The organism is Streptomyces sp. NPDC002817, assembly GCF_053592055.1.
In genome coordinates, this window is record NZ_JBSFUY010000003.1 from 86,604 (window position 1) to 99,105 (window position 12,502).

Annotated in this window: 14 protein-coding genes; 7 read left to right on the top strand and 7 right to left on the bottom strand. The window is 71.1% G+C overall.

Annotation, left to right across the window (positions count from 1 at the left end; translation table 11 throughout):
* Positions 1 to 247: 247 nt before the first annotated feature.
* The 5 genes from ACWD3I_RS06350 to ACWD3I_RS06370 all read right to left on the bottom strand — a co-directional run bounded on the left by ACWD3I_RS06350 (position 248) and on the right by ACWD3I_RS06370 (position 5,936).
* A complete protein-coding gene (locus tag ACWD3I_RS06350) occupies positions 248 to 1,966 on the bottom strand; it encodes a copper resistance CopC/CopD family protein (RefSeq protein WP_365394907.1) in 1,719 nt (572 codons plus the stop codon).
* A 101-nt stretch (positions 1,967 to 2,067) separates the two neighbouring features.
* Positions 2,068 to 2,826, bottom strand: coding sequence for an SDR family NAD(P)-dependent oxidoreductase (locus ACWD3I_RS06355; protein ID WP_365394840.1), 759 nt, complete (start codon positions 2,824 to 2,826; stop codon positions 2,068 to 2,070).
* Positions 2,823 to 3,290: a cupin domain-containing protein gene (locus tag ACWD3I_RS06360; protein WP_365394838.1), complete on the bottom strand. Its 468-nt coding sequence runs from the start codon at positions 3,288 to 3,290 to the stop codon at positions 2,823 to 2,825. Before ACWD3I_RS06360 ends, ACWD3I_RS06355 begins: the two co-directional genes overlap by 4 nt.
* A complete protein-coding gene (locus ACWD3I_RS06365; RefSeq protein ID WP_365394836.1) occupies positions 3,287 to 3,880 on the bottom strand; it encodes a GNAT family N-acetyltransferase in 594 nt (197 codons plus the stop codon). The genes ACWD3I_RS06360 and ACWD3I_RS06365 overlap by 4 nt, the downstream gene beginning before the upstream one ends.
* Positions 3,873 to 5,936 (bottom strand): penicillin acylase family protein, encoded by a 2,064-nt coding sequence (locus tag ACWD3I_RS06370; RefSeq protein WP_365394834.1) that lies wholly within the window; start codon positions 5,934 to 5,936, stop codon positions 3,873 to 3,875. The genes ACWD3I_RS06365 and ACWD3I_RS06370 overlap by 8 nt, the downstream gene beginning before the upstream one ends.
* A 78-nt stretch (positions 5,937 to 6,014) precedes the next feature.
* On the opposite strand from ACWD3I_RS06370, the gene ACWD3I_RS06375 reads away from it, so the two are divergent.
* From ACWD3I_RS06375 to ACWD3I_RS06390, 4 genes are all read left to right on the top strand, one after another.
* Positions 6,015 to 6,719 (top strand): siderophore-interacting protein, encoded by a 705-nt coding sequence (locus ACWD3I_RS06375; protein WP_365394833.1) that lies wholly within the window; start codon positions 6,015 to 6,017, stop codon positions 6,717 to 6,719.
* A 25-nt stretch (positions 6,720 to 6,744) separates the two neighbouring features.
* On the top strand, positions 6,745 to 7,338 hold the full coding sequence (locus tag ACWD3I_RS06380; RefSeq protein ID WP_365394831.1) for an HhH-GPD-type base excision DNA repair protein: 594 nt from the start codon (positions 6,745 to 6,747) through the stop codon (positions 7,336 to 7,338).
* 55 nt (positions 7,339 to 7,393) lie between these two features.
* The gene (locus ACWD3I_RS06385) at positions 7,394 to 8,050 is read left to right on the top strand and encodes an HdeD family acid-resistance protein (protein ID WP_365394829.1); all 657 of its coding nucleotides are present in this window, start codon (positions 7,394 to 7,396) and stop codon (positions 8,048 to 8,050) included.
* Between the two features lie 69 nt (positions 8,051 to 8,119).
* Positions 8,120 to 8,425, top strand: a complete 306-nt coding sequence (locus tag ACWD3I_RS06390) for a hypothetical protein (protein ID WP_365394827.1) — start codon at positions 8,120 to 8,122, stop codon at positions 8,423 to 8,425.
* 199 nt (positions 8,426 to 8,624) lie between these two features.
* Here the strand turns inward: ACWD3I_RS06390 and ACWD3I_RS06395 are convergent, their stop codons facing one another.
* Positions 8,625 to 10,238 carry a helicase HerA-like domain-containing protein gene (locus tag ACWD3I_RS06395; protein ID WP_365394825.1) on the bottom strand — a complete coding sequence of 538 codons (1,614 nt, stop codon included), beginning with the start codon at positions 10,236 to 10,238 and terminating at the stop codon, positions 8,625 to 8,627.
* 104 nt (positions 10,239 to 10,342) lie between these two features.
* Between ACWD3I_RS06395 and ACWD3I_RS06400 the strand changes: the two genes are divergently transcribed.
* Entirely contained in the window at positions 10,343 to 10,639 is a 297-nt protein-coding gene (locus ACWD3I_RS06400; protein WP_003999914.1) for a type II toxin-antitoxin system VapB family antitoxin, read from the top strand.
* A gap of 99 nt (positions 10,640 to 10,738) precedes the next feature.
* Positions 10,739 to 11,380: a LytR C-terminal domain-containing protein gene (locus ACWD3I_RS06405; RefSeq protein ID WP_365394823.1), complete on the top strand. Its 642-nt coding sequence runs from the start codon at positions 10,739 to 10,741 to the stop codon at positions 11,378 to 11,380.
* A gap of 94 nt (positions 11,381 to 11,474) precedes the next feature.
* Here ACWD3I_RS06405 and upp read toward each other — a convergent pair whose 3' ends face one another.
* Complete coding sequence (upp, locus tag ACWD3I_RS06410) at positions 11,475 to 12,110, bottom strand: uracil phosphoribosyltransferase (protein WP_365394821.1); 636 nt, start codon at positions 12,108 to 12,110, stop codon at positions 11,475 to 11,477.
* A gap of 141 nt (positions 12,111 to 12,251) precedes the next feature.
* On the opposite strand from upp, the gene ACWD3I_RS06415 reads away from it, so the two are divergent.
* A complete protein-coding gene (locus ACWD3I_RS06415) occupies positions 12,252 to 12,422 on the top strand; it encodes a hypothetical protein (RefSeq protein WP_365394819.1) in 171 nt (56 codons plus the stop codon).
* Positions 12,423 to 12,502 lie beyond the last annotated feature (80 nt).

A 12,502-nucleotide genomic window follows, 5' to 3' on the forward strand; every position in this document is an offset into this window, starting at 1 on the left:
CGAAGTCCGTCGTAAACGACCAGAAATCAACTTGACCGAACACGGTGGCGTAATGACAGCCGTATGTCCTGTCATGCGTCAAGAGATGACCGTCACCTTTGTGGAAACGTGACCGACACATCCAAGATCGATCCGATCGTCCGAATCGCCTTCGACCGGTCGAACAAGCCGGCTCACCGTGGGCACCTGGGTGCTGCGGTTCCTCGGTGGGGGATCTTCGGCCGCTCGGCCGGGTGCTGCCCCAGCCCTAGCCGATCACGACGGACTTCTCCACGCTGACCTGGTCGACCTCGGAGACGCGGACCGTCACCTTCATCTCCCAGGTGCCGCCGATCGGGAGGTCGAGGTCGTTGGTTCCCCAGTAGCCGCCCTTGTCGGTCAGCTCGGCGTCCAGCGGGCCGATGTCCTGGGACGGGAGGGTGAAGGAGAGGCGGAGTTCGGGGACGATGGCGAAACCGCCCTCGGCGTCCAGGACCACCGCTTCCACCGAGTTCCGGCCGACCCGGCCCGGGTCGAGGGTGATCTGCACCTTGCCCCGGGCGCCGCCGATGTCGAAGGGGACGTAGGAGACGGACGCGACGGGCAGACCGGTGGCCGCGGGGCTCTGAGCGGCCTCCGCCTCCGCGCGGCCCGGCACGGTGCCGGTGAGCACGGTCGTGAGGACCAGCACCACGACACCGATGGTGACCTCGGCGAGGACGGAGCGCCGCAGACCACGGCGGTCCGGAACGACCGGCGGCTCCTCGGGCGACTCCGGCAGCGGCGGCCCGCCCACCGGCTCCGGCACCCGTTCCGGTACGGCGGTCCGCTCGTCCGCCGTCGCCAGGCGTACCGTCCACAGCCGCGAGAACCCGGCCGCCGTCAGCAGCACGACCACCACGATCAGCTTGGCGACCAGGAGCCGGCCGTACGTCGTGTCGGTGAACGCGCCCCAGGAGCCCAGGCCACGCCAGGACTGGTAGACGCCGGTGACGACCAGGACGGTCACGGAGACGAAGGCGAGGCGGGAGAAGCGGGTGACCGTGGCCGGTTCGACGACCGCCGCCCGGTACAGCGTGACGACCAGTGCCGTCAGACCGCCCAGCCAGGCCGCCATCGCCAGGACGTGCAGGACCGAGGAGGCCATCGCCACGGGCACCTGGATGCCGGCGGAGGCGTGCTCACCGGCGGCCCAGGTGAGGGCGAGGCCGAGGGCGAGGGCGGCGCCGATCGCGTAGGAGGACCGGCGGCGCCGGAACAGCCGCAGGAGGAAGACCGCCGTCAGCGCGAGCAGCACCAGCCGGGCCAGCAGCACCAGCCCCGGCCTGCTCGTCACCGTCCGTTCGAAGGCCGCGGCGTCGAAGGCCGCCGCGGGACCCGTGCCGGCCTCGTAGGGCGCCCGCAGCACGAACAGCGCGACCGTGGCCCCCGCCAGCGTCCACCAGCCCACCCGCAGCAGCCTGGGCAGGATGTTGGCGTCCGCCGGGCGGCACAGCGCGAGGAAGACCGCCGTGCCGATGAGCAGCGCCACCGCGAGATAGGCCAGGTAGCGGGCGATGTTGTAGAGGCCGGCCGTCGCCGGGTTCTCCACGGGTCCCGGGTCCACGGTCACCACCGTCGCCGAGGGCTTCCCGACGGAGAAGGTGAACGCCCCCGACACCGGATGGCTGTCCGCCGAGACGACCCGCCAGGCCACCGTGAAGGTGCCCTCGCCGAGCCCGGAGGCGGGCAGCGACACCCGGGCGGTGTCCGAACTCCCCGGCACATGCCCGGCCTCCCCCGTGCGCACCCGCTCGTTCTTCGGGCTCAGCACGCGGAAGGAGTCGTCGAGCAGACCGACGGACTCGGTGAAGGTCAGGGTGATGTACGCGGGGGCGGACTTGAGGACGGTTCCGTCCTCGGGGTCGGTGGAGCGGAGGGCGGCATGGGCCGACGCCGGTCCCGCGCCGCCGAAGAGGAGCAGGACCAGCACGGTGCCCAGCAGCACCAGCCCTTGAACTCGCCGCCGTCCTCGTCCACCGTCACGCTCCACGTCAGTACTCCGTCCCCGCAGCTCCGCGTTATGTACGGACACCGGCGCCGGAACACTCACCACGTGGGCCGCGCCGACACTCCCCCGTCCACGACCAGGTCCTGCCCGGTGATCCAGGTGGCGAGCGGCGAGGCGAGGAACACACAGGCGTCGCCGATGTCCTCGGGTCGGCCCAGCCGGCCCAGGGGCGCCTTCGCATGCCACCGTTCCACACCCTCCGGCCAGTCCCGCGCCAGCCCCTCCCGGTCGATCAGCCCGGGCGAGACGCTGTTGACGCGGATGCCGCGAGGCCCGTACTCCAGGGCCGCCGACCGGGCGTGCATCACCAGGGCGGCCTTGGACGCGCAGTAGTGGGCGTGCCCGGCGGCGGGACCGTGCGCCTCGATCGAGGCGATGTGCGTCACCGAGCCGCCGCCGTGCTCCATGACCTCCGCCGCCGCCTGTGTGCACGCGAAGGCGCTCGTCAGGTTGGTGTCGACGACCTCACGCCACTCGGCGGCCGTCATCCCGGGCAGCTCCCGCACCGGCTGCACCCCCGCGTTGTTGACCAGCGCGGTCAGTCCGCCGCCCCACGCGTCCGCCTCCCGGACCAGTTCCCGGCAGTCGTTCTCGTCCGTCAGATCCGCCTGGAGGACGACGGCCCGCGCGCCCGACTCCCGGACCCGGGCCGCCACTTCCTCCGCCGCCGTCACCGCCGTACGGCAGTGCACGACGACCGCGGCCGCCCCCTGTTCGGCGAACCGCACCGCGATCCCCCGCCCGATACCTCCGCCCGCGCCCGTGACGAGGGCGACCTGTCCTTCGAGGAGTCTCATGGACGACACAGTCGCGCGATCCGGTCGGCGTCGGCGGGATGCTGCGCCATCAGGGCCTCGGAGTCGCCGTGCTCATAGCTCTCGTAGGTGAACCCGGGAGCCATCGTGCAGCCGAAGAACGTCCACGCGCCCCGCGTGCGCGCCCCCATCCAGGTGCCGCCTGGGACGGTCAGCTGGACGTGCTGACCGGCGAGGACGTCGGGGCCCAGCACCGGAGTGCTCGATGTGCCGTCCGGGGACAGGAGCAGGAGTTCCAGGGGGTCGCCGAGGTAGAAGTGCCAGATCTCGTCGCCGGGCAGGCGGTGCAGGGCGGAGAAGTCGTCGGCGGTGAGCAGGGCGACTATGGCCGAGCCCTCCGGTCTGCCGTCCGCGCGCTCGGGGCCCGCCCAGGTACGGCGGAACAGACCCCCCTCTCGCGGGATCGGCTCCAGTCCGTAGTGGGCGACGAGGTCTTCTGGGGTCACGCCGGGAAGGCTACCTCCCTGGCCAGGAAGGCCAGTTGAGCGTGCTTCTCGGGCAGATGCACATCCGGGATGTCGATCTCCGGCAGCACGACCCGCTCCCCGGCCACGAACCCCTGCCGCAGGAACCGGGCGATCGCCTTCTCGTTGCGTACGTCGGGGTCGACCACGACCCGCTCGCGGCCCAGGCCGAGCAGGACGTACGACGCGACGGCGCCCAGCAGCGCCGACGACCAGCCGGACCGTCCGCCGTCCGCTCCGGCCGGCGCGAGCAGCAGATGGACGCCGATGTCACCTGGTTCGACGGGGTAGCACTCGCTGACCCGGTCGGCCTCCGGCTCATAGGTCTGGAGCAGTCCGACCGGCTCGCCGTCCTTCTCGAGCAGATAGGCGTGGTGGGTGTCGAGGGTGTCCATGTGGGCGTAGATCTCGGCCACTTGGTCCTGGGTGAGGCCGTTCATGCCCCAGAAGGCGGCCCGTTCCTCGCTGACCCAGCCGTGCAGCACCTCCGCGTCGGCCTTCGCGTCGAGGGTGCGCACACGGACGGTGCCGAAGCCGTCGACCTCCTGCTCATGGACGTAGGTGTCAGACATCGCTCTCCTTGCTGAGCTGTTCGAAGTCGGTGACGACCGGGACGAGGTCGCCCGTGAGCCACAGGGGAAGTTGATCACGGTGATGGGGCGAGCCGGGCACGCCCGAGGCGCCGAACGGCACCACCCAGCGGCTGTCCTCACGCCGGGCCAGGTCCCACACGTAGCGGGCGGCCGGACCGCGCGCGGCCAGGTCGGTCAGACCGGGCACGGCGGAGGTGCACAGCACGCAGTCGTGGTCGCCGGAGAGACCGGGTTCGTCGTACGTCTCGTACGAGGTGTTCGGCAACGCCCGCCACGGGTACAGCCGGTGGGTCTCGCCCCAGGTCGCGGGCGGCTTCCCGGCGGCCACCTCCTCGACGGCCGCGCGGATCTCGGCGGGGCGGTCGATGCCGTACAACTCCTCGGCGCGCAGCAGGTGTTCGAGGGCGTAGCCGATGCGCGGGGTCAGTCCGAGCCAGGGGAGGAGAACCTCGGGGTAGGCGGGTGGGGCGGTCAGCGCGGCGAACACGGGGTGGGCGGCGAGTCGGCGGACGACGGCGCCGCGCACCGCCGAGTAGCGGGCGGCGTCCTCACTGTCCGCGTCCATGCGGCGGTTCCAGCGCAGGAGGGTGCCGGTGAGCTCCGCGGCCCGTGGGGTCAGATCCCGGAGGGCGGCGAGGTGGTCCAACAGGGGCCCGGCGGAGGCCAGATACGTGTCCATGTGGAGGGCGGGCATGTCCCCGGCCGACCACTTGTCCTGCTCCGCGAGCATCGCCGCGATGCGGTTCGCGCGGTGCGGCGGGGCGAACTCGACACCGAGCGGTGCCGCCGGACCTCGCTGGTTGGCCATGACGGCGACGCCGTCCTCCGTGAGTCCGGCGCGGGGCATGTCGTGCCAGCCCTGCCACTCGTACCCGGTCTCCCAGGCGGGGACGACACGGGTGCGGTTGGCCTCGGACCGCACCGGCACCCGGCCCGCGACCCGGTGCAGCAGCCCGCCCTCGGTGTCGGCGGCCTGTACGACGTTGACGGGCTCGGCCCAGTTGTCGAAGGCCCGGTCCACGTCGGCGACCCGGCGGGCCCGCAGCAGGGGGAGCAGGGTGCTGAAGCCCAGGTCGCCGGTGACGCGAGGCGGGGTGCGGAGGCTGAGGGCGAGCGGCGTGCCGTCGTCGAGCCCTTCCGGGCCGCCGGCGATGACGGGCCCGCGCTCGGTCTCGATGACCTCGACCTCGACGGGCTCCTCGCCGGCGACTTCGACGGTTTCGGTGTGCCGGGACGCGCGCGTCCAACTCCCGTCCGGGCCGAGGGCCTCGACACCGGCCCCGGTCCGCCGCAGCCGTTCCTCGTACAGGTCCTGGTAGTCGGCCATGGCGTTGGTGATGGCCCAGGCGACCGTGCCGGTGTGGCCGAAGTGGGCGATGCCGGGGACGCCCGGGACGGCGAGGCCGACGACGTCGAACTCCGGGCAGGAGAGGTGGATCTGCTGGTAGACGCCGGGGTCCTCGATGAAGCGGTGCGGGTCGCCGGCGATGACGGCCTGCCCGGTCACGGTCCGCTCGCCGCTCACCAGCCAGCCGTTGCTGCCGGAGGTGCCGGGACCGTCGATGGCGAAGAGCCCGACGGCCTCCTCGCCGAGGTGCTTGACGGCCTGCTCGCGCCAGAGCTTGGCGGGGAAGCCCGCGAAGAGGATGTGGGCACCGAGCCAGACGCCGAGGGGGGTCCAGGGCTCCCAGCGGCCGGGGGCACCGAGGGGCAGGGTCGCGTCGGCGAGCCCTTCGTTGACCCCGTCGACGTACGCCCGTACCCAGTCGGCCGTCTCCGGGTCCCGTCTCTCCAGATGCGCGAAGCAACGTCTCGCGGTGTCCTCCAGCCGGGCCCTGCGCACGAACCGGTCCCAGGGCAGGGCGTCGGGACCGAGGAAGGACGCCGAGGTGCCGCGGGCCCGGTGCCGTTCGACCTCCAGCTGCCAGGCCCGGTCGCGGGCGGTGACGATGCCCTGGACGCGGGCGAGTTCGCGCACGCTGTCGGCACGCAGATGCGGGACACCCCAGACATCACGGTAGATCTCGGCGCTCACTCTGGGTCTCTCCTGTGCTTTAGGTTAGGCTCACCTAAGTAACTGGTGGTGAAATCGTACGCGAGGAGTGAAGAGACGATGGGGCAGGGGCACGGCTGGGAGGGCGCGGTCCTCAAACTGCTGCGGGCCAAGGACTACGTCCTCACCGTCACCGGCGCCGAGGACGTCACTTCGACCTACCGACGCATCCACCTCACCGACGGCGGCATGCTCGCCGCGACCGGCGTCCACCCCACGATGTGGGTGCGGCTGTGGTTCTCCGACGCGGGCAAGCCGCACCAGCGGGCCTACACCCTGGTCGACCCGGACCCCGCGGCCGGCACCTTCGGCCTGGAGTTCGCCCTCCACGAGGGCGTGGCGAGCGACTGGGCGCGGAACGCGAAGCCCGGCGACACCATCGAGGCGACGGTCCACGGCACGGCGTTCGAGAACCCCGACCCGTCACCGACCCATGTCTTCGCGATCGGCGACCCGGCGTCCCTGCCCGCCATCAACTCCCTGCTGGAAGCGCTGGACTCGTCCCCGGCGACGGTCTGGTTCGAGGGCGGCACGGACGGCCTCCCCTTCCGCACGGACCCGTCCCGCCATGACGTCCGCACCGGTGCGGGTCTCGTCGACCGGGTGAGGACCGACCTTCCCGACCTCCTCAGGGCCCACCCGGACGCCTACGTCTGGATCGCCTGCGACACCAGGACGACCCGCACCCTGTCCTCGTACGTCCGCAAGGACCTGGGCGTCCCCAAGGAGCGGATGCACGCGCTGGGGTACTGGCGGGCGGCCTGACCCCGTACGCGGCATGATCGGGGTCATGGACGTCACCCTTCACCTCGCCCAGGACCCCGAGGCCGACGAACTCCTCGGGCGCTCCCCGCTCGCCGCGCTGGTCGGGATGCTGCTGGACCAGCAGGTTCCGATGGAGTGGGCGTTCAAGGGACCCCGGACGATCGCGGACCGGCTCGGTCTGGACGACCTCGACGCGCACGAGATCGCCGTGCAGGACCCGGACGCCTTCGCGACCCTGCTCTCGGACAAGCCGGCGGTCCACCGCTACCCGGGCTCCATGGCCAAGCGGATCCAGCAGCTGTGCCAGTACCTCGTCGAGCACTACGACGGCAACGCCGAGCTCGTCTGGAAGGGCGTGGACGACGGACGCGAACTGCTCCGCCGGCTGGAGGACCTGCCCGGCTTCGGCAAGCAGAAGGCCCAGATCTTCCTGGCCCTGCTGGGCAAGCAGCTGGGCGCACAGCCCAAGGGCTGGCGGGAGGCGGCGGGCGGGTACGGCGAGGCCGGGTCCTTCCGGTCGGTCGCCGACATCACCGGCCCGGAGTCGCTGGTCAAGGTACGGGCGCACAAGCAGGAGATGAAGGCTGCGGCGAAGGCCGCGAAGGCGGCCGGCAAGTAAGCCGATCGGCCCAGCCCACCGTGCGGGGCGGCCGTACGCGGTCCCAGCATGGACCATGACCGAGGCACCGCACGGCTCCTCCTGGGGCCGGGAGTTCGACGACCGCAAGGTCCACACGCAGCAGCGCTCCCATGAGCCCGAGCCGCCCGTCGAGGGCCCCCTGCACGCGCTGTCCGAGGCGGCGTGGCAGGTCGTCCTGATCACCGGCATCGCATCGCTGATCCTGGGCGTCCTGGTGCTGATCTGGCCGGGCTCCACGCTCCTCGCCACCGGCATCCTGTTCGGCGTCTACCTGGTCGTCAGCGGCGTCTTCCAGCTGGTCTCGGCCTTCGGCACGCACAAGACGACCGGACTGCGCGTCCTCGCCTTCATCAGCGGCGCCCTGTCGATCCTGCTGGGCCTGTTCTGCTTCCGCGGCCCCATGCAGTCGCTCCTGCTGCTCGCCCTGTGGATCGGCATCGGCTGGCTCATCCGCGGGATCACCCAGACTCTGGCCGCCGCCTCCGACCCGTCGATGCCCGCCCGCGGCTGGCAGATCTTCCTCGGGATCGTCACGTTCCTCGCCGGGATCGTGCTGATCGACTCCCCCTTCGAGTCGGTCGCCGTCCTCACCGTGGTCGGCGGGATCTGGCTGGTCGCCGTGGGCATCGTCGAGATCGTCACGGCGGTACGGATGCGCGGGCAGGCCGGGAGAGTGCCGCGCACGGTGTGAGTAACCCGTGCGAGCGGATCTGACGGACGACGCGATGAACCTCGTACTCCCTGGGGCAGACCAGCAACCATGAGCAGCACCAGAACCTGGCTCCGTGCCTTTGTCCTGCTGCTCGCGCTGCTCGTGCCGGGCGGCCACGCCGGGGCGCACGCCGCCACCGCCGTCACCCCGGTCGCCGGCGAGATCGCCGAGTACGACGTCCTGGACACGGCCCTGCGGGCACCGGCCCGCGCCGCCCACCGTCCCGTCGTACCCCTGCGCCCCGCGCCCCGGCCCGCTCCGGCGCCCGGCGCCCCGGCGGGCCGCCCCCTCCCGGCGCCGCCGCGGCCGCCGTACGCCCTGCACACCCTGCGCTCGGTGGTCCTGCGCTGCTGACCGGCCCTCGCACCAGAGGTCAGTCAAGCAGCGACGCAAGGAGCAACCACCATGCCCATCGACCCGTACGCCGTCCTGCGCGCCCTCGTGCGCGCCGAGGCCTCCCGCAACACGCCCAAGCCGCAGCCCCGGGAGAGCAAGCCGCCCGTGAAGGAAGGGAAGCGAGGCTGAGCCGGTGCGGAGGCGGGACCTCGCGGGGTCACCGCCTCCGCCGTGCCGTACCGAAGACCGAGCGGCTGATCTCGCGGCCGATCTGTGTCCCCAGGGAGCGGGCGAGGGACTTGAACACCCCGCTGCCGACGACCTGTTCGACCATGGAGGGGTCGTCCTTGGGCTCGGACTTCCTGGACCCGGTCTTCCTGGCAGGGGTCTCCGCGGGAGGGGCCGACATCTCGTCCGGCCCCTTCGCTCCCCGCGCCGCGTTCAGCTTCTCGTACGCCGACTCGCGATCCACAGCCTGTGCATAGCGCCCGTGCAACGGCGACGCCTGCACCGCCGCGTCCAGGGCGGCGCTGTCGACGGGGCCCATCAGGGACTCGGGGGCACGCAGACGGGTCGCCGCGACAGGCGTCGGGGCGCCCTTCTCGCTGAGCACCGTGACCACGGCCTCCCCCGTCCCGAGCCCGGTGAGCAGCTCCTCCAGGTCGTACGCCGAGTTGGGGAAGGTCTTCACCGTGGCCTTCAGAGCCTTCTGGTCATCCGGTGTGAAGGCCCTGAGCGCGTGCTGGACGCGGTTGCCGAGCTGGGCGAGGACGTCGGCGGGTACGTCCTTCGGGGTCTGCGTCACGAAGAAGACACCGACCCCTTTCGAGCGAATCAGCCGGACGGTCTGCGTGATCGAGTCCAGGAACGCCTTCGAGGCGTCGTTGAACAGCAGATGCGCCTCGTCGAAGAAGAAGACCAGCTTCGGCTTGTCGGCGTCCCCGACCTCGGGCAGATCGTGGAAGAGGTCGGCGAGCAGCCACATCAGGAACGTCGAGAACAGCTGCGGTTTGTCCTGTACGGCGGGCAGTTCGAGGACGGAGACCATGCCGCGCCCGTCCTCCGCCGTGCGCAGCAGCTCGTTCGTGTCGAACTCCGGCTCCCCGAAGAAGTCGGCCATGCCCTGCGCCTCGAAGGCGGTGAGGGAGCGCAGGATCACGCCCGCTGTCGCCGTGGACAGTCCGCCGATGTTCTTCAGCTCGCTCCTGCCCTCGTCCGAGGTCAGGAAGGTGACGACGGCCCTGAGGTCCTTCAGGTCGAACAGCTCCAGGCCCTTGGTGTCGGCGTAGTGGAAGATCAGGCCGAGCGACTGCTCCTGGGTCTGGTTGAGCTGGAGCACCTTGGACAGCAGCAGCGGACCGAAGTCCGTGATCGTCGCCCGCACGGGGATCCCGTGGCCAAGGCCGCCGAGGGCGTAGAACTCGGCCGGGAAGCCGGTCGCCGTCCACTCCTGGTGTACGTCCGCGGCGCGGGCCTGCACCTTGTCGTCACGGGCTCCGGGCGCCGAAATCCCGGACACGTCACCCTTGATGTCCGCGAGGAACACCGGAACGCCCTGCGCGGAGAGCTGCTCGGCGATCAGCTGAAGCGTCTTGGTCTTGCCGGTGCCCGTCGCGCCCGCCACGAGACCGTGCCGGTTCAGCATCGGCAACGGGATCCTGACCTGCGCGTCCGGCAGACACACCCCGTCCCACAGGAGGGCGCCGAGATCGAGGGCGGGCCCGGTGAAGGCGTACCCGGAGGCGATCTCCAGGGCCTCCTTCGGAAGGGCCGGCGCACTCCCCGGGGCTTCGGGAGCGGCGGCCTGCGGCATGGTCTCGCTGTCACTCATCTCAGGCACCTGTTCCGGTTTGCCCCCGTTTACGGCATCTTTTCCAGCATCACACTCCGTCGCCATGGCTGCGCCCGGAAGGTCTTGACCGGTAGGCTTTCCGTGTGATCTTCAAGCGCATCGGAAACGGCCGGCCGTACCCCGACCATGGCCGGGAAAGCACCCGGCAATGGGCGGACGTCGCGCCGCGCCCGGTCCGCCTCGATCAACTGGTGACGACCAAGGGCCAGCTCGACCTGGAAACCCTGCTCGCCGAGGACTCCACGTTCTACGGCGATCTCTTCGCGCACGTCGTGAAGTGGCAGGGCGACCTGTATCTCGAGGACGGCCTCCACCGCGCGGTACGGGCGGCGCTCCAGCAGCGCCAGGTGCTGCACGCGCGTGTACTCGAACTGGATTGAGTGGCGGGCTTGTAAAGGGTTGACCCTTTCGGGTTCTTCCGACCCGAATCCAATGATCATTTAGTAGGCATCGCCGCCCCGGCGCACTACGCTGCGCCCATGAGCATGCTGACTCCCCCAGGCATGGGCGGCAAGTACCGGATCACGGGGGACAAGTACCCGCGCATGCGCCGTCCCCGGCGGCGCGCCAGGCTCGTGGTCGCCCTGGTCGCCTCGGTCACCGCGCTCGGTCTGGTCGGCTGGGGCACGCTGCAGCTCATCGACGTCTTCACCGGCGGTGGCGACAAGGCCTCGGCGGCCGGCTCCAAGGCGGACTGCGCGACGAAGGCGTCCCCGTCGGCCTCGTCCTCCACCAAGGCTTATCCCAAGCCCGCCCAGATCACCGTCAACGTCTTCAACGCCACGCCCCGGGCGGGGCTCGCCAAGAAGACCGCGGACGAGCTGAAGAAGCGCGGCTTCAAGATCGGCGACGTCGGCAACGCGAGCGCGGAGTTCGACAAGAAGGTCAAGGGCACGGGCCTGCTGCTCGGGCCCACGTCCGCCGTGAGCACCTCGTTGCCGGTCCTCGGCACACAGCTCGCGGGCGCGGAGGCCCGCCCGGACACCCGTAAGGGGACGGACGTGGACCTGATCATCGGGACCGGCTTCAAGTCCCTGACGGCAAAGACGACGGCGGACAAGGCACTGGCCAAGCTGGGCGCACCCCAGCCGACGCCCACGTCGTCAAAGAAGGCCTGCTGAAACGCGCCCTGCAGGGGCGCGGGGAACTGCGCGACCAGCCACATCGGACCCGCAGTCGCCCGCGTAACGCACCCTCTACGGCGAGAAGGCGTACCTACTCAGCGGCGCCGTAAAGACGATCGCCCGCGTCTCCGAGGCCCGGCACGATGTACCCGTGCTCGTTGAGGTGGTCGTCGACCGCCGCCGTCACCACGGTGACCGGCGTCCCCGCGAGCTCACGCTCCATGACCTCGACGCCCTCCGGCGCAGCCAGCAGCACCACGGCCGTCACATCGTCCGCACCCCGCTTGATCAGCTCCTGGATCGCCGCGACCAGCGTGCCGCCGGTGGCGAGCATCGGGTCGAGGACGTACACCTGACGCCCGGAGAGGTCCTCCGGCATGCGCGTGGCGTAGGTGGACGCCTGGAGCGTCTCCTCGTCGCGCACCATGCCCATGAAGCCCACCTCGGCGGTCGGCAGCAGGCGGACCATGCCGTCGAGCATGCCGAGGCCGGCGCGCAGGATCGGCACGACCAGGGGGCGCGGGTAGGAGAGCTTGACTCCGGTGGTGGTGGTGACCGGGGTCGTGATGTCGACCGCTTCGGTGCGCACGTCTCGCGTGGCCTCGTAGGCGAGCAGGGTGACCAGTTCGTCGGCCAGCCGACGGAAGGTCGCGGAGTCGGTGCGCCGGTCGCGCAGCGTGGTGAGCTTGTGAGCGACCAGAGGGTGGTCGACGACGTGGAGACGCATGTCCACAACATTAACCGGGCCCGTTGTCGCCGGCGTCCCGTGCGGCATCTCTGACTGAGGCAAACCTCGCTTCACCCGTCCGCTGGCATCAAACCCCCCGTCGGAGGGAAAGTGGGAGGGACGCAACCGGGTGGTGTGCCTATGCCGAACCAGGAGTCACGACAAGAGACCGACGCCGAGCGCCGCAGGCGCCGCGCCCAGTTCCTGCGCGACCTCGCCGAGGCCCGTGAGCTGCGCGACCGCGTCCAGCCCCGGCGCGCCAAGGCGGCCCGGCTGCGTCACGCGATGCGCATGCGCACCTTCCGCTGGTAGGCCAACTGGTAGGCCGATCCGCTCTCTTCGGGCTCCCACGTACGTCCCGGTCGCCCGAGCCGCGTACGATCCCGCTGGTG

Excerpts from the sequence above, each read along its gene's own strand:
- ACWD3I_RS06355 (WP_365394840.1), bottom strand. The coding sequence starts at position 2,826 with ATGAGACTCCTCGAAGGACAGGTCGCCCTCGTCACGGGCGCGGGCGGA.
- ACWD3I_RS06365 (WP_365394836.1), bottom strand. The coding sequence starts at position 3,880 with ATGTCTGACACCTACGTCCATGAGCAGGAGGTCGACGGCTTCGGCACC.
- ACWD3I_RS06375 (WP_365394833.1), top strand. The coding sequence starts at position 6,015 with ATGGGGCAGGGGCACGGCTGGGAGGGCGCGGTCCTCAAACTGCTGCGG.
- ACWD3I_RS06380 (WP_365394831.1), top strand. The coding sequence starts at position 6,745 with ATGGACGTCACCCTTCACCTCGCCCAGGACCCCGAGGCCGACGAACTC.
- ACWD3I_RS06385 (WP_365394829.1), top strand. The coding sequence starts at position 7,394 with ATGACCGAGGCACCGCACGGCTCCTCCTGGGGCCGGGAGTTCGACGAC.
- ACWD3I_RS06390 (WP_365394827.1), top strand. The coding sequence starts at position 8,120 with ATGAGCAGCACCAGAACCTGGCTCCGTGCCTTTGTCCTGCTGCTCGCG.
- ACWD3I_RS06395 (WP_365394825.1), bottom strand. The coding sequence starts at position 10,238 with ATGAGTGACAGCGAGACCATGCCGCAGGCCGCCGCTCCCGAAGCCCCG.
- ACWD3I_RS06405 (WP_365394823.1), top strand. The coding sequence starts at position 10,739 with ATGAGCATGCTGACTCCCCCAGGCATGGGCGGCAAGTACCGGATCACG.
- upp (WP_365394821.1), bottom strand. The coding sequence starts at position 12,110 with ATGCGTCTCCACGTCGTCGACCACCCTCTGGTCGCTCACAAGCTCACC.
- ACWD3I_RS06415 (WP_365394819.1), top strand. The coding sequence starts at position 12,252 with ATGCCGAACCAGGAGTCACGACAAGAGACCGACGCCGAGCGCCGCAGG.